A 26075-nucleotide genomic window follows, 5' to 3' on the forward strand; every position below is an offset into this window, starting at 1 on the left:
CCCTTTTGAGACAGCCTCTTTGAGATATATTATTTAATTTTTTCTAAATCGTTGAAAAGACATAGAAGGTTTAATTTTTATCGATTCATTAGCTATTAATACCATTAAATTCAAATGCTGATTGAACATCCATAGTGAATTTCCTTCAACCTCTACTCCTTGTGGAGTTCTGATAATTTCTAAATTTGTGTACATCATAATCTATAATTTTTTGGTTGACGCTAATATTGTGTTAAAAATAATTTTTAATGTTAATTTCATTTAACACAACTGATAAAATTAAAAGTTTCTAATAAAATTCCGTGTTTTGTGTTTGTTTTTTTTATAAACATAAATTATACCAAAAAATATACAAATAGTTTCCTTCATGTTAAATTTTAAGAAATTTGACTCCAGCCAACTTTATCTTTATGATTTTCAATAAAATATTTTTTTGTTGGCTCATAAATCGAAGAAGAAAGTGTTGGATCTTGTGAAAGAATAGCTTCTACACATTTTCTTGCAGCATACAAAACCTCTTTGTCTTTCGCTAAATCAGCAATTTTAAGGTTGAGAACTCCACTTTGTTGCGTTCCCATCATATCACCAGGACCACGCAATTCCAAGTCAACTTCCGCTACCTGAAAACCATCATTAGTTTCACACATTGTCTGAATTCTACGTTTCGAAACTTCATTCAATTTTCCACCTGTCATCAAAATACAATACGATTGTTCCGCACCACGACCTACACGACCACGAAGCTGATGCAATTGAGAAAGACCAAAACGTTCAGAATTTTCAATAATCATCACCGACGCATTTGGGACATTTACACCAACTTCTATCACAGTTGTTGCCACCAAAATTTGGGTTTCATTATTTTTGAAACGATTCATTTCAAATTCTTTATCCGCAGGTTTTTGACGACCATGCACAATACTTATCGCATATTCTGGCAACGGAAAAGTACGAGAAATACTCTCGTAACCATCCATCAAATCTTTCAATTCTAACTTTGCTGATTCTTCAATTAGTGGATAAACCACATAAATTTGACGACCTTTCGCAATCTCATCTTTCATAAATTTGAAAACACTTAAACGATGCGCATCCGTTTTATGAAGCGTTTTAATTGGTTTTCGTCCTTTTGGCAATTCATCAATCACCGAAACATCCAAATCGCCATACATTGTCATCGAAAGTGTACGTGGAATTGGTGTGGCTGTCATCACTAAAATATGTGGTGGTAGTTTAGCTTTTCTCCAAAATTTAGCACGTTGAGCGACTCCAAAACGATGTTGTTCATCAATAATCGCTAATCCTAAATTCTGAAAAATCACATTATCTTCCAACAAAGCATGCGTCCCGATAATGATTTTAAGTTTTCCATTTTCAAGATTTTCTAAAATTGGTTGACGCTTTTTCTTTGTCACCGAACCAGTTAATAACTCAACCGAAACATCCAAACCATTCAATAATTCTGTAATACTTTCGTAATGTTGTTGCGCAAGAATTTCTGTTGGTGCAATTAAAGCTGCTTGAAAACCATTGTCGACAGCAATCAACATCGTTAATAATGCAACCATCGTTTTTCCAGAACCAACATCACCTTGCAACAAACGATTCATTTGCGCAGGTTGACGAAGATCAAAGCGAATTTCTTTCATCACTCTTTTCTGTGCATTTGTCAATTCAAAAGGTAAATATTCATTGTAAAATGTATTGAAATAATGACCAATTTCTGGGAAAGGATTACTTCTATTCTTTTGTTTATTGACTGCTTTTTGAGAGAGATTTGCAAGATTTAGAAAGAAAAATTCTTCAAATTTCAGACGACGAATTGCTGCATTTAATTCCGTTATATCTTTTGGAAAATGAATTGCTTTTAACGCATCATTTCTTCCAACTAACTTATAATGATCGAGAACATTTAAAGGTAAATTTTCAGGAATATCGATGTTTTCGGCAAAAAGATTCATCATCATTTTTTGAAGAACACGATTCGTAATTCCTTTTTTCGTCAACTTTTCAGTACTCGGATAAACAGGAAATAATCCAAGCGGAATATTTTTAGCGTCTTCAACTAATTCAATTTCAGGATGTGTAATACTAAAATTATTATTGAACACATTTGGTTTTCCGTAAATCACAACTTCTTTGAAAAGATCATTTCTTAATTTCTCCTTTTGCCAAGAAGAAACTTTGAACCAAACTAATTCTAAAGTTCCAGTTCCATCTTGAAATTTCCCAACTAAACGTTTTACTTTTCCTTGGTTAATTTCTTCTAAATGAATAATTTTACCTTTCAATTGAATTTCGGCAGTTGTTGAAGAAATTTCAGAAATTTTATAGAATTTCGATTTATCAACATAACGAAAAGGAAAATGCTGTATCAAATCTTCGTATCTAAAAATTCTGAATTCACTTTGCAGTGTTTTAGCACGCTCAGGTCCAGCACCTTTTAAATATTCTATTGTTTTTTTTAATGGATTTTGATACATTTTTCTACTTTCGAAAGTCGCAATTTACCAAATTTTAACGACAAACAATGTCATCATTGTTACAAAATAAGCTCGTAGAATTGCTTTATATTTGTAACAAATTAGAATCAAATGAATTTAACAGAATACATCAACAAAGGTTTATCATACGAAGATTATATCACACGCGTTGAAGATGATTTGGAAAACGAAATCGAAAACGATGATCCGAAAGAATATGTACAATATTATGCTTTGGGATTGCAACGCATGAACAGAATTTTTAAAACATTCAGTTTAAATCCTGCTCAAGAAACACGCGTTAAATCAACTACAAATAATTTAAAATTATTAGTAATTACAGAAGGTTGGTGTGGAGATGCATCTCAAATTTTACCTGTTGTAGAGAAATTAGCAAATGCGCTAAATGTTTCGACGCATTATGTTTTACGTGATGAAAACATGGAATTAATGGAAAAATACAAAACAAATGGAGCAGCTTCTATTCCGATTATTATTGGAGTGAATGATGAAAATGAAGAAGCTTTCCGTTTTGGTCCTCGTCCACAAGCTGGAATGGAAATGTTGGCGCGTTTCAAAAGTAATCCTGATACGTATTCGGCAGATGATTTTCACGAAGATTTACAAAAATATTACAACAATAATAAAGGTGAAGATATTGTAAATGAAATTTTAGATTTGATTGACGAAAACATCGGTAATTAATCATTTTTTTCTATTTGTTCAACTTGATATTTGTTCGCATCTTTGTGTAAGATTTTATTGAAAAAGAAAAATGAAAGGAAATAAGCAAATTATTTTTGCCATCGTTGTAGTTGTCGCTTTAGTTGCTATTATGTTTACGCCAATTGGTACATTTTTTAAAAGTAAATTGGAAGATAATAGTCACGTTGCTGGTTCTGATATAGAATTAACAGAAAGTGATTATGATATTGATTTAATTGGTCATAACGGCGCTGCGAATACAAACTTGATTGATTTCAAGAAAAGTGGTGAAGTTGTTTTTCTAAATTTTTGGGGAAGCTGGTGTCCTCCTTGTGTTGCAGAAATGCCAACAATTCAGAAATTGTATGAAGCAAAAGGACAAAAAGTAAAATTTGTATTGATTGCAATTCAGGATAAACCAACAGTTTTTAATCCTTTTTTACAAAAAAATAATTATACAATGCCAGTTTATGAGCCAAATAGTCCAATTTCGAATAATATGTTACCAAAGGTTTTTCCAACAACTTATATCTTAAATAAAAAAGGTGAAGTAATGTTGAAAGAAACAAAAACGAGAGATTGGAACGATAAAGAAATTAATGATTTATTAGATAAATTAATCGCTGAATAATTTCATTCAAAAAGATAAAAAACCGTTATTAAATGATTAATAACGGTTTTTTTTATATCTGTATTTAATTATCTTTTTAATTTTCTCTCATCAATGCCAATTGCAATAAAGCAGTTGTTGTATTTTGATTACGTGTAGTAGCACTTACATTAAATAGATTTTCGAAAAAATTATTGGTCAATTTTGTTTTTCCGTAACCAGAAGGATAATACAAATAAACGACATCATCAGCAATAAAATATTGTCCATCTTCAGTTTTCGAACTTTCAACTTTTCAGTATTTATTTCCTCAGGTTTATTTGCCAAAAACGTATAATACAAAAACTCTTTATCGATGCTCAAATCCTTTAAAAATGGATTATTCTCAATAATTTTTTTTATTTTCTTAATTATCGAAATCAAAACAGGAACTTTAAAATCTAATGATTCTACAATTTTATCATGAATATAGTCTACCTTCATTTTATTAGAAACTATTTAATTCTAAACTAAATATAAGGGATAATTTCAAATTACAAGAATAAAAAAAGACCTAAATCCACATTAAATAAAAGGTATAAAATTAATAATTTGAAAATTATTATTATAAATATTTCTTTATTCTTGATGAGAAGTAAGTAAAGAAGTCAATTCATCAGCCAAATTAAGTTCCGTAAGTTTTAATTTGATTGCCGAAATTTGTTCTTCAGTTGGAATTTTATTTTTTATTAAAACGTCATAACCTTCAGCAGTCAAAAGGCTTTTATCAAAATAAATGATAAGCCACTCTAATTTTTCGTCAAAATAAATAATTTCCCAATTACTTTTAAAAACACTTTTTAATCCATTTCCTTGCCATCTGAATTTTGTATTTTCATCGTCTAAAGGTTCATCTTTCCCTAAAATGCTTTTTATATATCCGTTATGTAAATAGTTCACTTCGTCCCTTAAATAAAATTTACCTTCTTTTTCTTCTTTCATATATGTAAAAGTTGGTCTTATTTTATCCCCAGACAACCACATTTTAAAGTTCGTAAAAATAACATACCACGTTCCTTCTATTCTATCTAAATTCATTTATAATTTTTTAAACTTTTTGAATGAAAAAATCAAACCAAAAGGTAATTTTGATTGTTAATTATTAATTAAATGTTTAGGATTTAGAATTATATAATTAGCACAAATTACTTGCAATTAGTGATGGTTATTTGCTATAATTATTACCATTATAATTTTGTATTTAAATGTTGCTATTTGACATAATTTAATGATCTATAAACCTCCTTATTTACCAAAATTTTTAAATTATTTAATTAGTTTTATTTATATAGGAATCTATTAGAACAACAATAATTATCTATTTCAAGCAATTATGAAATTAAATGATGGAATTATTTGGAGTAATTTACATTACTTTTCTGTCTTTCGCTATTACAAGTTTCCTAAGGTTAGATGGGTAAAATTACGAATAAACTTTACGTTTAATAATTTTATTTCGTTTTCTTTTCTTAAAAATAATTCGAATTAGTCGATAACCATACGTTACCTTTTTATTTTTTGTGATAATTGGGAATGCCATTGTGCACATCAACGAAATGCAAGCTGTTGTACCTAACGCGCCTCCATAACCATTGAAAATTTTGCTCGTATAATGCAATAAAACTGCAAATAAAATTGGAGAGAAAACCAACGAAAAATAACTGATATTTATGGTTGATGATACCATTCCAATGAAAGTTCCACCGATTACATACAACGGAATATTTTTGGTATAAAACTCAGGTAAAATTGTTGGAAAGAAATAGAAAAATCCGCCAACAATCATCGCAATCATTGCAGAGGCTCGAACTGGTCCTTGCTTGAAACGAATGTTTAATTCATATGTTATTAATGAAGCTATTATTGAACACATCATTAATATTAAAAATTCAATAATCATTAGCCCGCAATTAATTTAAACAACAACATACTCAACAAAACGCCTATAAATGCTAATGTTCCTAGCTTTCCACCCACACCAACAAATAAAGATTTTGTAGCAAAAAATAACAAGGCAGTAAAAACTCCAGCCGAAATAATCATCCAATAAACATACTGAAAATCAAGCGAAGTCATCCCAATGAAAGCACCACAATAAATTGGTCCTGCAATTTGTTTTAGATATTCTGAACGAGAATTAAACTTCGTTAAAAAAGAACCTAAAGTTCCTATAATTCCTGCAGAAAAAACACCGCCTAAACCTAATTTATTATTGATCAAATATGTAATTATTGCTGCAATAGGAATCCATAAAACCAAAGTTTTACGATCAAAAGAATATTCGTGATGATGCAGTGGAAACTTGCGGTAAACCACAATCAAAAGTAAACAAATTGCAGCAATAATGTAAGGAACAAGATAATGTTCTATTCTTTCGTTCATTATCGAAAATAAAAACAGAAACTGAATTATAAAAATAATCAGTATCGTGACAAATTTTATGATGCGTTTGGTTTGCACAATTATTTTTTGAAGTTGCAAAGTTAGTGACTTGTTTTAACAAAATAGAATAATTTTTATCAGTAAAGTTGTAAAAATTTCTTAAACTTAAGAACAATATGAAAACACTAGAAAATTTGAAATTTCAACATCATTTAACAAAGAATCTATTGAATGATGAATTTTAACAATTCGTGAGTTTCCACAAAAAATTCAGAATGAAATCACCTCTCTTTCAGAACCTAAATTCGAACAATAATATCGTTCTGAAGGCTGCATCAACGTTGGGTTACTTTGTTAAATTCTTTTGTTGAAAGTGATTGGGACAAAAAATTTCGTCATCAGTAAACAAATCTTGCGATTTATGCTTGGAATTGCAATCATCATTTGGCGCATATACAACAAGCTAATAAAAGTTAGTGTATCTTTGCAAAACATAATCTAACTCATGAAATACATCAATTATTTTCTATTATTTTTATCTACAATCATTAGTATTTTTCTGTTTTTTGTAAGCGCTAATCAAATTGAAGTTGTTCCGAATAAAAATGAAGGTTATAAAGGTGAACAAATTATGCTCATTGAAAAATCGAACGATATACAGTTTGTGAAAAATATAGCTGAAACTTCGGTAGATAAATATGATGTAATGTACAATCAATTATCTGATTTTGCAGCAAAAATGAATACTTGGATTATTTTATTATTTATTCTTCAACTTGCTATGGGCGTACTTTTCTTTCTACAATTTCGAAAAAATAAAAAATCTCAAGTCAACACAAGATTAACTTGAGATTATATTGACTTAAACTATCACAAAAAATAAGTCATTCTACCTAAAAAAATATCTATTTCTCAATTAATTCAGCTGAAAAACCAACTTCCTCAATTGTATCAATAATTTCTTCGTCTGTTGCTTGATTAATTTTTACAGACAAAACTTTGTCTGGATTATCAGTATCAACTTCCCAAGCTTCTAAACCATCTAACTTATCTAAAAAAGGTTTCACTTTGCTCACGCAACCACTACAATTTATATTTGTTTTGAATTTTAATTCTTTTGTTTCCATAACTCTTTGATTTTTGTCTTACAAATTTCGATAGAATTGTTCCAAAACCATTTACAAGATTTCGCTAAATAGTTATATGATTTCTATACTTATTAATCGTTTTGAGCTACTTTTGCATTCAAACAAAACAATTTCAATTTCTTTTACAAATGAGTCAACAAAATGACCAAAATATTATCTTAGCGATCGACGAAAAACCGAAGTTAGGACAAGGTATATTATTAAGTATACAGCATCTTTTTGCAATGTTTGGTGCAACAGTTTTAGTTCCTGCTTTGACAGGAATGTCTCCAGCAATTGCATTAATTTCGAGTGGAATCGGAACTTTAGTTTTCATCTTAATTACACGAGGAAAAGTCCCTTCATATTTGGGATCTTCATTTGCTTTTATCAATCCAATTATCGCAATGAAAGCTTTAGAAACAAACCCAGAAAGTGGAATTGCGACAGGAAGTTTCTTGGTTGGTAGTTTTTTGGTAGGAGTTACTTATTCATTGGTCGCACTATTTATAGCAACGGCAGGAACAAAATGGTTAATGAGACTTTTACCCCCTATTGTTGTTGGTCCAGTAATTATGGTAATTGGTCTGGGATTAGCTTCTACAGCAATCAAAATGGTGACAAATAATCCTTCTGGTGAATATGATTTAACCTATGTTATAATTGGTTTTGTTACCTTAATTATCACGATAATTACAGCAATTTTCAGTAAAGGTTTTTTGAGTGTAATTCCAGTTTTGGTCGGAATTATTGGTGGATATCTTTTTGCAATTACGATGGGAGTTGTCGACCTAAATCCTGTTATAGAAGCTAAATGGTTTATGATTCCAGATTTTACCATTCCTTTTGTAGATTACACACCAACTTTGTCTTGGTATGTTATTTTCTTAATGATTCCGGTCGCAATTGTACCAATCGCAGAACATATCGGACATCAATTAGTTTTGAGTAAAGTCGTGAACAAAGACTTAATCGAAGATCCAGGTCTTGATAAATCGATGTTAGGAGATGGTATTGCAACAATGATTGCAGCTTGTTTAGGTGGACCTCCAAACACAACGTATGGCGAGAATATTGGTGTTTTAGCCATTACAAAAGCTTTTAGCATTTATGTATTTATTGGAGCAGCATGTTTTGCTATTTTATTTGGATTTTGTGGTAAAGTTTCAGCATTATTAAGTACAATTCCAACACCTGTTATGGGCGGCGTTTCTATTTTATTATTCGGAATTATTGCTTCGAGCGGATTAAGAATGCTAATCGAGAATAAAGTTGATTTCAAGATTAAACGAAACCTTATTATTTCCTCTGTTATTCTTATCATTGGAATCGGTGGTGCAGCAATCCACATTGGAGATTTATTTTCTTTAGAAGGAATGGCTTTAGCTTCTATAATTGGAGTTGCTTTAAATTTGATTCTTCCTGGAAGAGAATTTGTCTCATTCAAAGAAATGTTTGATGAAGAAAATTAAATTATCATAAAATAAAAAGACGAAAATTTATAATTTCCGTCTTTTTTTATTAGATATTTTTTGTTCTTAAACTTCGTCAAAATCAATTGCTAAAGTAGCTGTTTTTGGACGAGAAATACACGCTAACGTCATTCCTTCTTCATAGTCAGAATCTGTTAATACATAGTTGTCTCCAATATGCACCTCGCCTTCTGTTATCTTACACATACAAGACGAACAGACACCACCTTTACATGAATAAGGCGCATCAATACCAGCGTCTAACATTGTATCAATCAAATTTTTTCCTCTATCCCAAGTCACTTCAGAAGTTTCTCCATCAAGTGTTACAGTAACTTGAACCGTTTGAGGTCCTTCGTCATGTTTTGTAAAAATATCTTCTGTTTTCACTGAAGGATTAAACATTTCGAAATGAATATGTTTCTCGATAATTCCCGCTTCATTGATTTTCTTCGCTAAAGTCAAAATCATTTCTTCTGGTCCACAAACCATTGCTTCATCGACTTCATTGATATCAATAATTTGATTCAAAATTAAATCAAACTTCTTCTCATCAATTCGTCCGTTGTAAATAAAATTCTCTTGATCTTGACGCGTATAGAAATGATGAATAAAAACATTGTTTGGATATTTTTGTTTCAATTCTGTCAAACGCTCTTTGAACATGATTGAGTTTTCATCTCTATTTACATAAAAAATATGAAAATTTACCCATTCTTCAGTCTGCAAAGTAAACTCTAACATACTCATAATTGGCGTGATTCCACTACCCGCCGTAAAAGCTAATAACGTACGTTTTTCGTTTGGTTTTGTTGGAATTGTAAAACGTCCACTTGGTGTAGAAACTTCCAATTGATCACCAACTTTTAGTTCATTTGCTAAATAAGAAGAAATCTTTCCATTTGGTTGAGATTTAACCCCAATGCTCCATTTTTTATCATTAGGAGATTCACACAAAGAATAATCTCTTCGTTCTCCATTAATATTAAGAGTGATATATTGTCCAGGTAAAAAATTGTATTCTTCGTGTAATTCCTCAGGAACATCAAACGAAATTTGAACAGCATCAGCCGTTAATTTTACAATTTCTTTTACTGTTAATAAATTAAATTTCATAGTCGTATACTATTTATAATTCTTAAAACAACTCGTTATTTAAGATTGTTCTGCTAACTTTGTACAAAAGTAAGATTTTAGATTAAATAGAAAAAATATATGGAAATAGCATTGATCGCTCATGATGGAAAAAAAGCTGAAATGGTCAATTTTTTAATGAAACATAAAGAAGCTTTAAATAAAAATAATATCACATTTATCGCAACTGGAACGACAGGAAAATATGCGGAGCAAACTGGCTTGAAAGTTACACGCTATCTATCTGGTCCTCTTGGTGGTGACGCACAAATTGCCGCTCGTGTTGTGGAAGGAAAAACAGATATGGTTTTCTTTTTTAGAGATCCAATGGGGAAACATCCGCACGAACCAGATGTAAATATGTTACTGAGACTGTGCGATGTACACAATATTCCATTAGCTACAAACCCAGCTACAGCAGAAATGTTATTAGATCATTTAAAATAATTTTTCTTAAGCTAATCTTAAGTTTATTCTGATTGTTTTGGATGATAATTTGTTTAATATTGAATAGAAATTTTAACTGAATATAAATAACAATTCAAAACCAAATTACAATGAATTTAATTAAAAAAACAGCTATCGCGCTTAGCTTATTTGCATTTACTGGATCTACTGTAGCATTTGCTCAAACTAAAACTCCAACTAAAACTGCTAAAACAGAAATGGCAAAAACAAAGGCTACAACTGATAAAAAAGTAACAGAAACAAAAAAGGATGTAAAAGCAACTACAACTAAGAAAACTGATGCAACTGCTAAAACAGTCAATGACAAAAAAGTAGCTTCAGAAAAAAAAGAAACAAAAACGACAGTAGCTAAAACAACTACGGCAGGGACTTACAATGGACACAAAGTTTATGTAGGACCAAAAGGTGGAAAATACTATATCAACGATAACGGAAATAAAACGTATATCAAACAATAGTTTTTATCCTAATAAAAATAATAAAGGCTGTCTTATTTGTTAGGACAGCCTTTTTTAAATTATATTTTTATAATATATATTTTCTGGATTTTGAGGATCGATTAAGATATCGACATCTTTTCCTTTTTTTAAAATCTCATTTGCGTTAACATCTCCAAAATATTCAAACTCTGTATAGTAAATTTTCTCATTATTAGGATGTTTATAAAAGACTTCAACTATATAGTCTGGCAAATGATTTTCTCCTAATAAACCTCTTTTTATTTCAATAATATGTGCTTTTACCTTTACTCCTTTATTTAATAATCTTGAATGATTTAGGTAATCAAATAAATTGACGAAACCTAAATACCCCATAAACAAACTACAGAACAGAAAAACTACTCCAAGTAGTTGATTAAAAAATACACCAAGATTTAGAAAAGAGCATATTAGAACAAATCCTAAACTTAGGATTAAACTTCCTATTGCGATTGACAATTTCATTATTCTTGTATTTGTTATCTGTTTTTCACAAACCGTACCAAAAACAAAAAATTGTCCTATAAAAATAATTTTATTGTAAATTTACTCAAATATCTTAATAAGCTGCTGTAAATCTGCTTTTTATATGATTTGCATTTTCTATTTCATCTGCAATCACCACTGCAACATCTTCCACAGACAAAATACTACGCCCTTCTGCATTGAAAACTGGTACATCATTGCCTAAACGATATGTTCCTTTTCGCTCTCCAGATGTTCCTTGATGCATTTCTGGCGCTGGAGAAAACATTGTCCAATCCAACTCATTATCTTGTTTCAAGATATTATAATAATCTCTCGCTGCCAAAGCGCCTTGTTTTATTTGTTCAGGAAAATCTGGTGTGTCTACAATTTGTAATTCTTTTTGATCATTCACATACAAACTTCCCGCTCCACCAATAACAATCAAACGCTTTACACCAGCTAATTTAGTTGCTTCTTCAATTGCTTTTGCACCTTTCAAATAATCCTCATAAATATTTGGATTTGCCCAACCTGCATTAAATGCACTTACAACTACATCAGCACCTTTCAAATCTGTCGCCAAAGCCTGTACATCGTTTACATCTAACGCCACTTTTGCTACATTTTTACTATCTAAAACCTTGTCAGTATTTCGTGCAAATGCTTTGATAGATTGATTTCTATTTACCAATTCTTCTACGATATGTGAGCCTACAAAACCTGTTGCTCCAATTACTGCTACTCTCATTTTATTTAATTTTATATTGTAATTAATTTTGTTACATTTAAAGATAAAAAATTTTACTGAAATTCATCAGAAAATTGTTTTAAAGTTTTATGATTTAACGATTTAATTAAATCTGATTCAGCATTATCAAATAATCTTTCAAGATTGTCATTCATTTGTTTACCAACTGGACATTCTGGATTGGTATGATTCATTCGTCCAAAAACATTTTCTTGATTGACAATTTTATACACATCACCTAACAAAATATCAGCAGAATTTTTAACTAAATAAATTCCTCCTTCTTTACCTTTTTTCGAATCGATAAAACCTGCTTCTTTCAAGAATTTTATTTCACGACGAACCACAACAGGGTTCACATTAATACTTCCAGCAATAAAATCAGAAGTAATTAATTGTCCTTTAAATTTTTCAGTCAAAACTAAAATATGAATCGCCGTTGCAAATCTTAAATTATTCATTTCTCTAAATCGATGGGACAAATTTAGTACAAAATTTTCAATTGTAACAAATATTGATACAATTTTATTGATTAATTTCTCTTAAATTTGTTGCACATTCCTATACATATGGAAAATTATAAAAAACATTTATCAAATATTATTGATCTCACAGAAGAACAATGGGTAGAAATTGAAAAATTTTTGGTAGTAAAACACATCAAAAAGAATGAATTTATTTTAGAACCTGGTGAATATTCCGAAGATTATTTTTTTGTTGAATCTGGTGTTATTCGTTCTTATACAATAGATGAAAACGGAAAAGAACATGTTTTACAATTCGGAACAGAAAATTGGATTGTAAGTGATAGAAATAGTGCTTTTTGTAAGCAACAATCAAAGTTTTATATTCAAGCAATAGAAGATTCTACCGTTATTTTATTGAATGAAAAATTAAATAATCTAATCACTCGATTAAATCCAAATTATTTAGCTGCTCAAAATAAATTAATTCAAAATCATGTGCGCAGTTTACAAGATCGTATTAATTTATTACTTGGTGCATCTGCAAAGACTCGTTATTTAGAATTTATGCGTCTTTATCCCAACCAACTTTCTCGCATACCACAATGGATGATCGCCTCATATTTAGGCATCACACCCGAAAGTTTAAGTAGAGTTCGTAAAGAAATAGCACATGGATAGTTATAGTTTTGAAATTTTTGTACCAGAAAAACCTAAAAAAAATAATAAACAAATTGCGAAAGTAATCTTATCATTTCTCGCCGTTACTGTAATTAGTTTTGTGTTTTTGGAGCTGAAAGTTTTTAAAAATCAAACGTATTATTACATTTTTATTGGGCTTTTAGCTACTGCTGTTGCTTATTGGAATGGTTATTTTAAAAGACCTACTACAGAATTGAAAGGTAATTTTGATGGAAAATTGACATTTACAAAAGATACAATTTCTGTAAAGGATCAAACTTTTTCAATCAACGATTTATTTTCTATTGTCATTGATAATGAAGATTACAAAGGAAAAGCTGTAAAAGAATTTGGTGAGTTCGAAAACCCAGAAGGTTCGCACGGAATTAGTAATTTAATTACATTAAAAACAAAAGATAATCAATTTGTTGAAGCTTATTTTTTACAAAAATCATTAAATGAATTTTCTAAAATCGAATCATTTTTAATTCAATATTACAAAAACAATTTACTTTCTGAAGATGATTTAATTTCGATCATGCATTTAGAATATGATATTGATAAGAACGAGTTGAGAAAAAAATTAAGATAATTTAATTTTTCACTAACATATAAAAGTTAAGCTAGTCTCATTATTTAATGTAATTTTGTACCACTTAAAAACAATAATTTATGCAACCAACAGCAGAATGGTTAAAAACTTGGGAATCTAAAAGAGAATTCACTTTAGCTCCTAATGATTTAGAAAAATATTTTACAGATAAAGAAATTGGAGGTGTAGAAATCGACCAAATCGAAATGGGAGAAGTTTCTTTACCATCAGGTAAAATCTTTGTAAATGATCCTTTGGGTGAATATTTATCAATGGACAAAGATCCTTATTTCCTTGAAACGCCAAAAGGTAATTTTCCTGTAACTGCAAGCATCGTAAAATTTGAAGACGATGGTGATGTTGAGAATTTGATTGGTTGTATCAAAGTTGCTTTTACAAACGAAAAACCTGTTCGTTATGAAGAAGCAATGAAAGGAATTGAGTTGATTGACGAATTACAAGAAGGAGAATATTTTGGTTTTTCTATTGAAAGTGGTTTAGCAACAATTGTTGATGCAGAAGCAAAAGATTCTTTTGTAAAGTTTATTGATGAATTCGAAAGTAAAGGTGATGTAAATTTATATGATGATTATTTCAATGCATTATTTGTAGAAAACGCTAAAAATAATCCGAAATATCAATCAGAAGAAGGAGATTGGATCAATTGGACAATTCCAAATACAGAATTCAAATCGCCAATTTTTCAAGCTGGTTTTGGTGAAGGAATTTATCCCGCTTACTTTGGATACAATGAAAAAGGAGAAATTGTTGCATTTTATATTCAATTCATCGATGCTGAATTAGAAGATTCAGAAGATGATGATGAGTGGTTGTAATTAATTTTTCGATCAAATAATATTTTAAAATCTCACAAATGTGAGATTTTTTTATCGATTCATCCAATTCATCTAACTATAAATCTGCGTTTTGCTGATAAAAATAGCTTGTTCAGCTTCTGATTTTGGTTAAAGATGAATTTCAATTTTTTGACTTGAATGTTTTATTATTTCAGTAATTGCATCAATGTGAACAATAAACTTTCGATTGATTTTGAAGAAAATAGTCTCATCCAATTTATTTATAATATCCTTTATTGTGTCATCATAAATACAGGTTAGCTCATCTTTCGTTTTTATAAAAAGATGTTTTCCCGAAGCAAAAAAATAATCAATTTCATGTTCTTCAACTGAGCGTAATTTATTACCATTTGTCACTAAAAAACGATACATAATATCGGACGGAGAATTCTCTAAAACTGCAATAGATTGTAAAGTTGGTAAAATAACGAAGCTTGTACGAATCGTTTTAAATTTTTGCAAAGCAACATGCAATTCCTCAATCCCTCTACTTACTTCAAACGGTTTAAGAATATAATCTATCGTAAAATAATTGAATACCTTCATAGCATGTTCATCATAAGCTGTGATAAAAATAATTGGCGTTAGTATCTCAACTTCTTGAAACATTTCGAAACTTTTTCCATCTCCCAAATCAATATCCATAAAAATAAGATCAACCGAATTTTCTTTAAAAAAAGCCTTGCTTTCTTTGTAGTACGCAAAATTGTAATGGAAGAAACATCTATAATAGACTGTTTCTCTAAAAGATTCTTTAGATAAGTAACCGCCAATAATTCGTCCTCTACAATTGTAATTTTCATGAATGAAAGATTATAAAAAACCATCTCAATGATGAATAAAGACGGTCTAAAAATTTTATAAATAAGGATTATTGAGCTTAGCTGCTTGTGGGATTTCTATTGTATAACTAACATCATTTTCTTGTAAAATATACTCTTTACCTGAACAAACAATCAAAATAATGACTGAATAAAGCGCTAATCGGTGTTATAATTTCATAAGTTAGACATTAAACAGATGACCAACACCTTTTAGTCTATGGATATATTTCGTACAATTTTTCTCGATTTTATTATGCGAATTCGAAATGTAAACATCCAAAACATTGGTGTGAATATCAAATTTTATTCCCTAAACTGCATTTAAAAATTTGTAAGTCATCAAAATCAATTTATTTTCAGATTTTTTTTTGAACTAAACTGATTACCAAGCTTTAAAACTTTGATTCCCGATAACAATTCGTCGAAATGAAATGGTTTTGTAATGTAATCATCTGTACCATAATCAAAAGCCGAAACTTTATGTTGAACTGTATATAATGCACTAAATATCAAAATTGGAGCGAATATTTTTTTAACGAATTGTTTGAAAAGCTAAATTCCATCCATTTTTGGCAACATAATATCACAAATAATCAAATCAAACTGAATCGTAAGAAATTTATCTAAAACAGTTTCCGCATCTTTACAAAGCCTAACCAAATGTCCATTTTCTTCTAATCCTTTGATTAAAAAATCACTTATTCGCTTATCATCTTCGATTACTAAAATTTGCATATACTTTCCATTTTTTCAAAATTAATGAATTTATCAAGATGAGATGAATATAGCAAATTTTCTAATTGGATTTTAATTAAAAAATAAGAAAATTAAATAAAAAACGAGCAATTTATTGCTCGTTTTTTATATTCAATAATTCGAAGTTTACTCACTTTCTCCACTATTTTTCATCGCAGTCAAAAGATAATATGCTCCTTTCGAAACATAGACTTTTCCTGAATTTTGAGGAGATTTTATTTCAATCATTTTATTCGCAGAACCTCCTATTTTTACAGGAACTAATCGAAACTGATTTTTAGTTTGTCTTTCGAACACATAATCTTTTCCTTCAAACTGAATTACAGCTTCTTCTGGTAAAACATTCGCGTCAAGCGAATTCACTTGCAATTCGATATTGAAATACATATTCGCTGTTAATCGCGTTCCATTCGCATTCGTAATTCGTGCAAAAACATCAACCGTTCCATCTTCATTCACTTGATTTGAAATTGAGGTGATTTGCGCATCTAACTTTTGATCTGGTTTTGCATTGGTATAAGCTTTCAAAAATTGACCAATCTGAATGTTACTCAGATCCTTTTCAAATACTTTTACATTCAACAAAGAACGATCTGGATTAATAATTTCTAACATTGCATCTGCTGGCGAAATATATTGTCCTGTATTCGCAAAAACCTGACTCACCATTCCGCTAATCGGTGCATAAACATTGATGGTACGTCGAATATTACTCAACGAAACTGAGGAAGGATTAATATTCATTAATCTTAGTTTCTGTTCCAAGGAACTTTTCTTTACCATCAACGATTGACGTGTTGCTTTCGCTTGTTGCATCACTTTGTCACTTGCCGCTTGCTCTGCATTCAAATCCTTTTGACGAACATAATCTGCACTAGCCTGCTCTAACAAAGCTTTTGTTGTGAGATAATCTTCCTGCATTTGAATATACTGCGGATCTTCTAAAACTACCAAAACTTGTCCTTTATTCACATAATTTCCTGGAATTAATGTAATTCTTTTCACATAACCACCAAAAGCATTGGTGATAGAAATAGTATTTTCTGGGGTTACTGCCGTCTTTGCATTTAACCGAATAGTTGTAGGTAAATTCTGATGACGTAAAGAGGTTGTATCAATTTCAAAATTCTTTAATTGAGCATCTGTCAACTTTAAAATTGAGGTAGAAATAGTTGATTTTTGCTCTACTTCGGGTTTTGTTTCTTCTTTGTTACAACTCATCACAACAAAAGATGTACAAAGCATTAAGATATATTTTTTCATATTATTGTGCAGTATAAAAAGTCATTGCGGCATAAGCCTGATTACGTAAATTCTTTGCTTCTAAAAACTTTGTTTTCACTTCGATGATTTGATTATTCAAAATCACCCAATCCAAAAAATTAATCTCTCCTTCTAGTAATTGACGATTAATTGTTTTTTGTAAATCATTCGCAGCAGGAAGTTGAGATTGTTCAAAATCCCCTACCATTTCTTCGTAAGCATTTACTTTATTTTTTAATACATCAAAGTCTTGTTGCAACTTCGATTGTTGTAAAGTATACGCTTGTCTTGCAAGATCAGTTTTAACTTTTGAGGCTTCGATTGACGAATTAATTCCTCTATTAAACAAAGGTAAGCCAAATCCTACTTGAAAAGAATTGTATCGATTTTTGTCCAAATCAGAAAAGCTTTGATTTGAATATCCAACTGTTAAAACTGGAATTTTCTTTGATTTTTCTATTTCAGTTTCTAAAGTAGAAGTCTGAATATTTTCTTCAGCTAATTTTAACATTGGATGTGCATCTGAAACAGATAATCCTGCAATTTCATTCCAATTTACACCATCTTTTGTTGGATAAATTTTGAATGATGAATTGGTTAAAAATTGAATTTGTCTTGATTCATTTTCTAATTCATTCTCAACTAATCTCAATTGATTTTGAATCGATTTCAACTGAATAATAGCTGTTGAAACCTCACTTCTGTTTGATTCACCTTTCTTCAAACGTAAATTTGCTTTCTTCAAAAACTCTTGGTAAATCAATTCATTATCTTTCAATAAATCTTGTTGATATTCTGTATTTTGCATATTGACATACAAATTGGCTAATCGTTGTTTAACTTCAACTTTCGCCAATTGTTCATTTGCTTTAGAAGTACTGATCATTTGTTCGTTCAAAGCTTTTTGGCGTTTAAAAACCACAGGAAATTGAAACGATTGCGAAATAGTAAATTTGTTATCAAATTCACCCGAATTCACTTGTCCAAATTCCGCAGCTATATCTAAAGGTGAAAGTGAACGATTGGCAAATACATTTTTCTCATGATAAACAGTAGTCAATTCTGCTTGTTTAATTTCGAGGTTATTCGCATCGGCTAATTTGACAACCTCATCAAAACTCATACGCTCTTGCGCATTGGCAGTTGCTCCAAACAAAACTAATAAAATAGCTGTAGGAAATGATTTATGACGAGTTGATTTCTTTTTAAAATGAATATTTTCGAACATAACATATAAAATTGGTAAAACAAAAAGGGTAAGAAAAGTTGCACCCATTAATCCTCCGATGACAACAGTTGCTAATGGACGTTGAACTTCTGCGCCCGAACCATTACTAAGAGCCATTGGTAAGAAACCTAAAGAGGCTACAGCGGCTGTCATTAGGACGGGACGAAGACGAGTTCGTGTTCCCATAATAATAATTCGAGTTGTATTCTTAATTCCGTTATCACGTAGACGATTGTATTCTGAGATTAATACAATTCCGTTTAGAACTGCAATTCCAAAAAGGGCTATAAATCCAACTCCAGCACTAATACTAAAAGGCATATCTCGCGCAGCTAAGAATAGTATTCCACCGATTGAAGAAAGCGGAATAGCTGTATAAATTAATAAACTTTCTTTGATTGATTTGAATGCAAAAAATAACAAGACAAAAATCAAAACCAAGGCGACTGGAACAGCGATACCTAAGCGAGCTTTAGCATGATTCAAATTTTCGAAAGCTCCACCGTAGGTTGTATAATAACCTGTAGGAAGTTTGACTTGAGCATCAACCTTTTGTTGCAACTCTAGCACAACACTCTCTATATCGCGTCCTTTTACGTTAAATCCAACAACAATTCTACGTTTTGCATCTTCGCGCTGAATTTGATTTGGCGTATTTTTATAATCTACTTTTGCCAGTTGATTCAATGGAATCTGAATTCCAGAAGCAGTAGGAATCAATAAATTTCGAATATCTTCGATATTCTCGCGTTTATCTTCTGCTAAACGAACCACCATATCAAAACGTTTTTCACCTTCGAAAACCATTCCAGTAGATTGTCCTGCAAAAGCCATATTAATAATTCGATTTGCTTCTCCAATACTCAATCCATATTGCGCTAATAAAGCACGATCAAATTCAATCACAACTTGTGGAATTCCATTAATTGGTTCGATATACAAATCTTGCGCTCCTTTTACAGTATTGATTATTTTTCCTAATTTCTCTGCATTATTGGCTAAACTATCTAAATTTTCACCAAATATTTTCACCACCACATCTTGTCGTGCTCCTGTCATTAATTCATTAAAACGCATCTGAACAGGAAATTGAAATCCCGTTGAAAGTCCTGGAACATCTTCCAAAGCTTTACTCATTTTATCCGATAATTCTGGAAAAGTTGTGGCAGAAGTCCATTCTTTTTTAGGTTTCAAAACAATAATCATATCTCCTGCATCCATTGGCATTGGCTCGGTAGGAATCTCTCCACTCCCAATTTTCGTGACAACCATTTCAACTTCAGGGAAACGATCTTTCAGTATTTTAGCTGCCTTATTTGTGTATTCTATTGTTGTCGTAATATTACTTCCTGGTAAAATACGCGCTTCTACAGCAAAATCTCCTTCTTCTAAGGCAGGAATAAATTCTCCACCTAAACGAGACATCACAAAAACAGCAATAGTGAAAAGTGAAAGTACAACAGCTAGAATAATAGTACGAACTTTTAAGGCTTTGATTAAATATTTCTGATGGAAAATCTCAATTTTAGCCATTACACGATCCGATAAATTTGGTTTGACTTTCTTCTTTTTACTTAAGAATAAAGTAGTCATCATCGGAACATAAGTCAACGAAAGAATAAATGCACCAATCAGAGCAAAAGCAACTGTTTGCGCCATTGGTTTGAACATCTTTCCTTCTATTCCTTGTAAAGTAAAAATTGGTAAATAAACGATTAGAATAATAATTTGACCAAAAACAGCCGAATTCACCATTTTTTTAGCTGAAGAACCAACTGTTTGATCCATTTCAGTTTGCGTTAATTTATTCTTCAACCCAAATTTTTTGTTGTGTGCTAACTGATGCATCGCCGCTTCTACAATAATCACAGCACCATCGACAATCAATCCGAAATCTAATGCGCCTAAACTCATCAAGTTTCCACCTACACCAAAAATATTCATCATAATAATCGCGAATAATAAGGCCAGAGGAATGACAGAAGCTACAATAAAACCAGCACGTAAATTACCTAAGAAAAGTACCAAAATAAAGACAACGATTAAGGCTCCTTCAAGTAAATTCGTTTCAACCGTATGAATAGTATTGTCAACCATTTTTTTACGGTCTAAGAAAGGTTCAATAACAACTCCATCAGGTAACGTCTTTTTGATCTCTTCGATACGTTGTTGTACATTCTTAACCACTTCGTTACTATTCGCTCCTTTCAACATCATAACAATTGCACCAGAAACTTCACCTGTATCGTTATATGTCATTGCACCATAGCGTGTAGCAAAACCAGTTTTTACATCTGCAACATCTCTCAATAAAATAGGTGTTCCGCTTTGCGAGCGTTTGACCAAAATATTTTCGATATCTTCTATTTTACCAATTAAACCTTCAGAACGGATAAATAAAGAAGTAGGACCTTTTTCGATATAAGCTCCACCTGTATTTTGATTATTCTCGCTCAGTGCATCAAATAAATCATTAATTGTCAGATTAAAAGATTGTAAACGTTGCGGATCAATCGCTATTTCGTATTGTTTCAATTTTCCACCGAAACTACTCACATCCGCTACTCCAGGAACGCCCAAAAGTTGACGACGAACAATCCAGTCTTGAATTGTTCTTAATTCAGTTTCATCATATTGATCTTCGTAACCTTCGGCAGGACGAACAACATATTGATAGATTTCCCCTAACCCTGTCGAAATTGGACCAAGTTGTGGTTCACCAATACCTTCTGGAATCTCATTTTGAACCTGAATCAACCGTTCACTTACTTGTTGTCGCGCCCAATAAACATCTGTATTGTCATCAAAAACAATGGTTACCAATGATAATCCAAAACGAGAAAAACTACGAATTTCGGTAATCCCGCCAATATTAGAATTAGCTTGTTCGATAGGAAAAGTCACTAAACGCTCAATATCTTCTGCACTAAAAGAAGGCGCTACAGTGATAATTTGAACCTGATTAGATGTAATATCAGGTTGTGCATCAATGGGTAATTTTGTCGCATCGTAAATACCAAATATCAACAAAGCCAACGTAAACAAACCCACGATAAATTTATTCTTGATTGAAAAATCAATAATTTTATTTAACATCGTAAAATTGTATAGATTAAAAATGTGCTAAATACAAGTTGTAAATAGCTGAAATTGGATAAATTGAAAGAATCAATCTATCATAAATCTAAAAAAAATCACGCTTGTTTTGGCGGTTGCCAGATAGAATCTAAATAATAAGTATGTAAAAAATCTTCATCAAATATTTTGATTGAAGTGGTAGAAATTTCTTTATCTAAGTGTAAAACATCAAAGAGTTTTATAGGAGAGAAAAAAAAGTCGATATGAACAAACTCAACTTTCATGAAAGGTAATTTTTGGTCAGTTTCCCAATCCGCATCAACCTCATGTCCTCCATAATGATGAACTAAAAAAGTTTTCATTTCATCCAAAAAATCTCCTCCTTTATCATGTTCAATAAAATGAGAAATAAACACTGGAAATTTATATAACTGACAAAATTGAGTTGAAGTCGTTATATAAAAAAAAATTAAAATTTTAGTTGCCCATAGTTTCACGATCCAAATGTACAGTCAATTTTGCTTTCTTTCAAATTTAATTAATGGAAAAATCTCGTTAAACTTACTTAGAAACCTCTTTCTTCGTAAATAAATGAGAAATTACTTCTAGTTTATCATGATCGAATAAACACAAACCTTCAACATAGAAAGGTGTAAAATGAAAACTTTGTTGGTCTACGATTCCAAATTCTTTCAATTTTGGTTCGTAAACGACAAAACCTGTACGCAAGAATGGTTTTTTAGAAACTTTATACAACACAATATCATTGGTAAATAATCGTCGATTTCGTTTATCCAATATATCTATTCCAATATCTATGGTATCAAATTGTAAAGCATTTTCGTGCCAAGAAAACTCGTTATAACCTTTAAAATAGGTTACTCCATCTATCTCCTTCGCAAAACCTTCTACTTTATTTTTATTTCGTAATCGATAATATCCAATCGTTTTCATCTGGCAAATTTGCAATAAAAAAATTTAAAATAGAAACGAGCAATATTAAAATAGATGATTAAATTTATCATCCGAAAAACAACTAACACAATGTACAAAGTATATCCACAAAAAAGATACAATGAAACCTTAGCTTTGCTGAAACAATTTGCTCAACCTATTGATAAAATTCTTGATTTAGGAATCAAAAATCCTTTTACAGATGTGATGTTGGAAAATGGTTTTGATGTAAAAAATACAAATGGCGACGATTTGGACTATTATTATAAGGATTTGCAAAATTATGATGCTAACTTTGTAACAGCTTTAGAAATTTTAGAACATTTGGTGAATCCAATGGAAGTGCTACGAAATTTGCCTGGAGATAAATTATTAGCTTCAATTCCGATGCGTTTGTGGTTTTCGCCTGCTTATCGTAATCAAAATGATGTGCGAGATGTACATTATCACGAATTTGAAGATTGGCAATTTGACATGTTAATGGAAAAAGCTGGATGGAATGTGATACATCGTCACAAATGGACGCATCCATCAAACAAACTGGGAATAAGACCCTTATTAAGAAGAATTACACCAAGATATTATGCTGTCTACGCAGAACGAAAAAAAGACTTTTCTTACTAAATACTCTATTGTTATACCTGCACATAACGAAGAAGATTTTATTGCGATTACGCTAAATTCTCTCGTTAATCAAACTGTTTTGCCGCATGAAGTGATTGTTGTAAACGATCATTCAACCGATAAAACGCAACAAATTGTAGAAGAATTTACAGCTAAATATCCGTTTATCAAATTAAGGAATATCTTATCAAAAGGTGAACATCAACCAGGAAGCAAAGTGATACAAGCTTTCTTAAAAGGATATGAAATCATTGATCCTAATTATGATATTATTGTTAAATTGGATGCTGATTTAGATATTCCGTTCAATTATTTTGAGACTATTTTAACTCATTTTAATCAAGATGATGATATTGCAATGGTTGGTGGTTTTGCTTATATTGACAAAGACGGAAAATGGATACTTGAAAATCTGACAGATAAAGACCATATTCGTGGTGCATTTAAAGCTTATCGAAAAAATTGTTACGAAAAAATTGGAGGATTGAGAGCCCATATGGGTTGGGATACAGTGGACGAATTGTTGTGCAAATATTATGGTTGGAAAGTTGTTACAGACGAATCTTTACACATCAAACATCTAAAACCAACTGGTGCGAGTTACAATAAATCGGCGCTTTACAAACAAGGTGCAGCTTATTATTCACTAGGTTATGGATTTTGGATTACATTAATTGCTGGCACAAAATTGGCTTTACGTAAAAAGAAACCAACATATATTTTGTATTATTTGAAAGGTTTTTTTGAAGCTAAAATTAATGGTACAAAAAAAATGGTAAATCGAGATCAAGAGAAATTTATCCGAAATTATCGTTGGTCGAAAATGAAACAAAAAATAAAAGGTTAAATCTTACATGCGATATTGGTTAACATACACGCTATTTATCTTTCCATTCATCAGCTTTGCGCAAAATAAGTTGATTACTGGTTCTGTGGTTGTAGACGAGGGAAACGATTATATTTCCTCAGTTTCTGGTGCTCGTATAGAAAATCTGACGTCAGAAAGTAAGACATATACAAGTCCTTCAGGCTATTATTCTATTCAAGCAAATGTTGGTGACACGATTTTGTTTGAAGCAGATTTTTTGATTCCAAGAAAAATTGTAGTCAATCAAAACATTTACAACAAAGGTTTTTTACAAGCACATTTGGATATTGAAACGATTGAATTAAGCGGTGCTACAATTGGTAAAGGTCCTTTACAACCTAAATATCACAAGGATAATAAAACAGATTTGTACGATAAAATGGGTCTTGATCAACGTTTACGAGATTTGGAACCTAAAAGAGATATTGCGAAGTTCAAACCAATGGATGTTTTAAATCCTGTTCGATTAATTGGTCATATGAATGGATTTTATCGTGAGCAACGTCGTGTACGTAATTACGAAACAAAACTTTCTCTCGTTCAAGAAGTTAAACATTATTATCCTACAGATTTTTATACAAATCAATTACAAATTCCTGAATATAAAATAGAAGAATTTTTATATTATGTTAATGCGCGTTATCCGCTTCAAGAAAAAGTTTTGAGCAGACAATTTGGTACGATAATGATTGATTTAGAATCTTATGCGAAAGATTATTTGAATGAATTAAATCAAAACAAAAATCAATAATTCTTAATAGATTTTTAAAATTTAGCCAATAAACGTTAACAAAATTGATGCTAATTTATTAAGACTTATCTTCGTACAAATAATTAAACGTATAATCACGAACAATTGAAATCACTATTTACCATTCTAATATTGCTGTTGTCGAATTTTATTTTTGCACAAGAAAAATGGGTTCAAGGAAACATTATCATTGACGATTCTGACGATACAGCAGAAGGAGTTTACGTTACAAATCTGAGGACAAATCATACAACAATTTCTAATTTTACAGGAACTTTTCTTATTCAAGCAAAAGTAAATGACACGTTAAAAATACAATCTGATTGGTACGAAAATCGACTAATTATATTAAGACCAAATTTATTCAATAAACAAACAATTGTAGTGCATTTAGCTGTGCAGACAATTCAATTGAATACCGCATATATTGGTCAAAAATTGACAGGAATTCTTGAAAAAGATGTCAAAAATGGAAAAAAAGCTGATGTTGTAACAAAACTTTATAAAAGTCTTGGTGTTAATCCTGATATCAAACCTATAAAAGATACATCTTCGTTGAAAGCTGGATTTTTAAGTGGAGATATTACGTTGACGAGATTGGACATTGGGCGTATTTATGATGTTTTTTCTGGTAAAGCAAAACAACGAAAAGCATTGCTTGATTATGAAGATAAATACGATAAAATTACAAAAATTAAGAATTATTTTGGTGAAGATTATTTTACAAATGATTTAAAAATTCCGAAATTCAAAATCAGAGATTTCATTGATAATGCATTAACGAATACAGAATCTAAAATAGAATTGAATGATGTAAATTATTTCAAATTACTCCAATTATTTAATTCTTACAGTAAAATATACCTCGACTTTTTATACGGAAAAGTACCAAATAATACGAAAATCATCAAAAAAGATACGATAGACGATTAAAAAAAGAGCTTGATTAATCAAGCTTTTTTTTGGTATTTTAAAACTATTCTTTTCTAAATTTATACCTTAAACTGTATCTTTGCATCG

At 30.6% G+C, this 26075-nt stretch carries 30 protein-coding genes; 13 read left to right on the forward strand and 17 right to left on the reverse strand.

The window, feature by feature from the left end; translation table 11 throughout:
• Positions 1 to 33 precede the first annotated feature (33 nt).
• Together B4E95_RS09395 and recG are read right to left on the reverse strand one after the other, a co-directional pair.
• On the reverse strand, positions 34 to 198 hold the full coding sequence (locus B4E95_RS09395; RefSeq protein WP_291048195.1) for a hypothetical protein: 165 nt from the start codon (positions 196 to 198) through the stop codon (positions 34 to 36).
• 179 nt (positions 199 to 377) lie between these two features.
• Positions 378 to 2483, reverse strand: coding sequence for an ATP-dependent DNA helicase RecG (gene recG, locus B4E95_RS09400; protein ID WP_291091318.1), 2106 nt, complete (start codon positions 2481 to 2483; stop codon positions 378 to 380).
• Positions 2484 to 2594: 111 nt separating this feature from the next.
• Between recG and B4E95_RS09405 the strand changes: the two genes are divergently transcribed.
• Together B4E95_RS09405 and B4E95_RS09410 are read left to right on the forward strand one after the other, a co-directional pair.
• Positions 2595 to 3188 (forward strand): thioredoxin family protein, encoded by a 594-nt coding sequence (locus tag B4E95_RS09405; protein ID WP_291062488.1) that lies wholly within the window; start codon positions 2595 to 2597, stop codon positions 3186 to 3188.
• Between the two features lie 70 nt (positions 3189 to 3258).
• The gene (locus B4E95_RS09410) at positions 3259 to 3819 is read left to right on the forward strand and encodes a TlpA family protein disulfide reductase (protein ID WP_291091320.1); all 561 of its coding nucleotides are present in this window, start codon (positions 3259 to 3261) and stop codon (positions 3817 to 3819) included.
• A gap of 177 nt (positions 3820 to 3996) precedes the next feature.
• Here the strand turns inward: B4E95_RS09410 and B4E95_RS09415 are convergent, their stop codons facing one another.
• The 4 genes from B4E95_RS09415 to B4E95_RS09430 all read right to left on the reverse strand — a co-directional run bounded on the left by B4E95_RS09415 (position 3997) and on the right by B4E95_RS09430 (position 6219).
• On the reverse strand, positions 3997 to 4281 hold the full coding sequence (locus B4E95_RS09415) for a DUF1697 domain-containing protein (RefSeq protein WP_291091321.1): 285 nt from the start codon (positions 4279 to 4281) through the stop codon (positions 3997 to 3999).
• Between the two features lie 135 nt (positions 4282 to 4416).
• Entirely contained in the window at positions 4417 to 4875 is a 459-nt protein-coding gene (locus tag B4E95_RS09420) for a lipocalin family protein (protein ID WP_291062484.1), read from the reverse strand.
• 385 nt (positions 4876 to 5260) lie between these two features.
• Positions 5261 to 5713, reverse strand: coding sequence for a hypothetical protein (locus B4E95_RS09425; protein ID WP_291062482.1), 453 nt, complete (start codon positions 5711 to 5713; stop codon positions 5261 to 5263).
• Between the two features lie 23 nt (positions 5714 to 5736).
• Positions 5737 to 6219 carry a hypothetical protein gene (locus tag B4E95_RS09430; protein WP_291062480.1) on the reverse strand — a complete coding sequence of 161 codons (483 nt, stop codon included), beginning with the start codon at positions 6217 to 6219 and terminating at the stop codon, positions 5737 to 5739.
• Between the two features lie 505 nt (positions 6220 to 6724).
• Between B4E95_RS09430 and B4E95_RS09435 the strand changes: the two genes are divergently transcribed.
• A complete protein-coding gene (locus B4E95_RS09435) occupies positions 6725 to 7069 on the forward strand; it encodes a hypothetical protein (RefSeq protein WP_221854443.1) in 345 nt (114 codons plus the stop codon).
• A gap of 55 nt (positions 7070 to 7124) precedes the next feature.
• Here B4E95_RS09435 and B4E95_RS09440 read toward each other — a convergent pair whose 3' ends face one another.
• Positions 7125 to 7346, reverse strand: coding sequence for a heavy-metal-associated domain-containing protein (locus B4E95_RS09440; RefSeq protein WP_291091323.1), 222 nt, complete (start codon positions 7344 to 7346; stop codon positions 7125 to 7127).
• Positions 7347 to 7495: 149 nt separating this feature from the next.
• On the opposite strand from B4E95_RS09440, the gene B4E95_RS09445 reads away from it, so the two are divergent.
• Positions 7496 to 8818 carry a solute carrier family 23 protein gene (locus B4E95_RS09445; RefSeq protein ID WP_221854442.1) on the forward strand — a complete coding sequence of 441 codons (1323 nt, stop codon included), beginning with the start codon at positions 7496 to 7498 and terminating at the stop codon, positions 8816 to 8818.
• A 66-nt stretch (positions 8819 to 8884) separates the two neighbouring features.
• On the opposite strand, the gene B4E95_RS09450 is transcribed toward B4E95_RS09445, so the two are convergent.
• Positions 8885 to 9934, reverse strand: coding sequence for a 2Fe-2S iron-sulfur cluster-binding protein (locus B4E95_RS09450; RefSeq protein ID WP_125349352.1), 1050 nt, complete (start codon positions 9932 to 9934; stop codon positions 8885 to 8887).
• A gap of 99 nt (positions 9935 to 10033) precedes the next feature.
• On the opposite strand from B4E95_RS09450, the gene B4E95_RS09455 reads away from it, so the two are divergent.
• Positions 10034 to 10399 (forward strand): methylglyoxal synthase, encoded by a 366-nt coding sequence (locus tag B4E95_RS09455; RefSeq protein WP_019973715.1) that lies wholly within the window; start codon positions 10034 to 10036, stop codon positions 10397 to 10399.
• 110 nt (positions 10400 to 10509) lie between these two features.
• Positions 10510 to 10878 carry a hypothetical protein gene (locus tag B4E95_RS09460; RefSeq protein ID WP_291091325.1) on the forward strand — a complete coding sequence of 123 codons (369 nt, stop codon included), beginning with the start codon at positions 10510 to 10512 and terminating at the stop codon, positions 10876 to 10878.
• Positions 10879 to 10932: 54 nt separating this feature from the next.
• Here B4E95_RS09460 and B4E95_RS09465 read toward each other — a convergent pair whose 3' ends face one another.
• The 3 genes from B4E95_RS09465 to B4E95_RS09475 form a co-directional block, all read right to left on the reverse strand.
• A complete protein-coding gene (locus B4E95_RS09465; RefSeq protein WP_125349350.1) occupies positions 10933 to 11364 on the reverse strand; it encodes a hypothetical protein in 432 nt (143 codons plus the stop codon).
• Between the two features lie 94 nt (positions 11365 to 11458).
• Positions 11459 to 12115 carry an NAD(P)-dependent oxidoreductase gene (locus B4E95_RS09470; RefSeq protein ID WP_125349349.1) on the reverse strand — a complete coding sequence of 219 codons (657 nt, stop codon included), beginning with the start codon at positions 12113 to 12115 and terminating at the stop codon, positions 11459 to 11461.
• A 53-nt stretch (positions 12116 to 12168) separates the two neighbouring features.
• On the reverse strand, positions 12169 to 12576 hold the full coding sequence (locus tag B4E95_RS09475; protein WP_221854439.1) for an RrF2 family transcriptional regulator: 408 nt from the start codon (positions 12574 to 12576) through the stop codon (positions 12169 to 12171).
• Between the two features lie 108 nt (positions 12577 to 12684).
• On the opposite strand from B4E95_RS09475, the gene B4E95_RS09480 reads away from it, so the two are divergent.
• From B4E95_RS09480 to B4E95_RS09490, 3 genes are all read left to right on the forward strand, one after another.
• Positions 12685 to 13260 (forward strand): Crp/Fnr family transcriptional regulator, encoded by a 576-nt coding sequence (locus tag B4E95_RS09480; RefSeq protein ID WP_125349347.1) that lies wholly within the window; start codon positions 12685 to 12687, stop codon positions 13258 to 13260.
• Entirely contained in the window at positions 13253 to 13852 is a 600-nt protein-coding gene (locus B4E95_RS09485; RefSeq protein WP_219035245.1) for a hypothetical protein, read from the forward strand. The genes B4E95_RS09480 and B4E95_RS09485 overlap by 8 nt, the downstream gene beginning before the upstream one ends.
• An 80-nt stretch (positions 13853 to 13932) precedes the next feature.
• Positions 13933 to 14688 (forward strand): DUF4241 domain-containing protein, encoded by a 756-nt coding sequence (locus tag B4E95_RS09490; RefSeq protein WP_038335748.1) that lies wholly within the window; start codon positions 13933 to 13935, stop codon positions 14686 to 14688.
• A 129-nt stretch (positions 14689 to 14817) separates the two neighbouring features.
• Here B4E95_RS09490 and B4E95_RS09495 read toward each other — a convergent pair whose 3' ends face one another.
• The 6 genes from B4E95_RS09495 to B4E95_RS09520 all read right to left on the reverse strand — a co-directional run bounded on the left by B4E95_RS09495 (position 14818) and on the right by B4E95_RS09520 (position 22812).
• The gene (locus tag B4E95_RS09495) at positions 14818 to 15354 is read right to left on the reverse strand and encodes a LytTR family DNA-binding domain-containing protein (protein WP_349680114.1); all 537 of its coding nucleotides are present in this window, start codon (positions 15352 to 15354) and stop codon (positions 14818 to 14820) included.
• A 731-nt stretch (positions 15355 to 16085) separates the two neighbouring features.
• A complete protein-coding gene (locus B4E95_RS09500) occupies positions 16086 to 16268 on the reverse strand; it encodes a response regulator (protein WP_291091327.1) in 183 nt (60 codons plus the stop codon).
• A gap of 147 nt (positions 16269 to 16415) precedes the next feature.
• A complete protein-coding gene (locus tag B4E95_RS09505; protein WP_291062465.1) occupies positions 16416 to 17552 on the reverse strand; it encodes an efflux RND transporter periplasmic adaptor subunit in 1137 nt (378 codons plus the stop codon).
• Between the two features lies 1 nt (position 17553).
• Positions 17554 to 21876, reverse strand: a complete 4323-nt coding sequence (locus B4E95_RS09510; protein WP_291091329.1) for a CusA/CzcA family heavy metal efflux RND transporter — start codon at positions 21874 to 21876, stop codon at positions 17554 to 17556.
• 98 nt (positions 21877 to 21974) lie between these two features.
• The gene (locus tag B4E95_RS09515) at positions 21975 to 22274 is read right to left on the reverse strand and encodes a hypothetical protein (RefSeq protein ID WP_291091331.1); all 300 of its coding nucleotides are present in this window, start codon (positions 22272 to 22274) and stop codon (positions 21975 to 21977) included.
• A 145-nt stretch (positions 22275 to 22419) separates the two neighbouring features.
• Positions 22420 to 22812, reverse strand: coding sequence for a hypothetical protein (locus tag B4E95_RS09520; RefSeq protein WP_125349490.1), 393 nt, complete (start codon positions 22810 to 22812; stop codon positions 22420 to 22422).
• A gap of 90 nt (positions 22813 to 22902) precedes the next feature.
• Here B4E95_RS09520 and B4E95_RS09525 point away from each other — a divergent pair, with 90 nt between their 5' ends.
• The 4 genes from B4E95_RS09525 (at position 22903) to B4E95_RS09540 (ending at position 25988) form a co-directional block, all read left to right on the forward strand.
• A complete protein-coding gene (locus tag B4E95_RS09525) occupies positions 22903 to 23436 on the forward strand; it encodes a methyltransferase (RefSeq protein ID WP_291051813.1) in 534 nt (177 codons plus the stop codon).
• On the forward strand, positions 23396 to 24283 hold the full coding sequence (locus tag B4E95_RS09530; protein ID WP_291051707.1) for a glycosyltransferase: 888 nt from the start codon (positions 23396 to 23398) through the stop codon (positions 24281 to 24283). The genes B4E95_RS09525 and B4E95_RS09530 overlap by 41 nt, the downstream gene beginning before the upstream one ends.
• Positions 24284 to 24290: 7 nt before the next feature.
• Positions 24291 to 25055, forward strand: a complete 765-nt coding sequence (locus B4E95_RS09535; RefSeq protein ID WP_286494881.1) for a hypothetical protein — start codon at positions 24291 to 24293, stop codon at positions 25053 to 25055.
• A 138-nt stretch (positions 25056 to 25193) separates the two neighbouring features.
• On the forward strand, positions 25194 to 25988 hold the full coding sequence (locus B4E95_RS09540; RefSeq protein ID WP_291051711.1) for a hypothetical protein: 795 nt from the start codon (positions 25194 to 25196) through the stop codon (positions 25986 to 25988).
• Positions 25989 to 26075: the final 87 nt, after the last annotated feature.

The organism is Empedobacter sp. UBA7494 (assembly GCF_002478465.1).
Lineage (GTDB): Bacteria > Bacteroidota > Bacteroidia > Flavobacteriales > Weeksellaceae > Empedobacter > Empedobacter falsenii_B.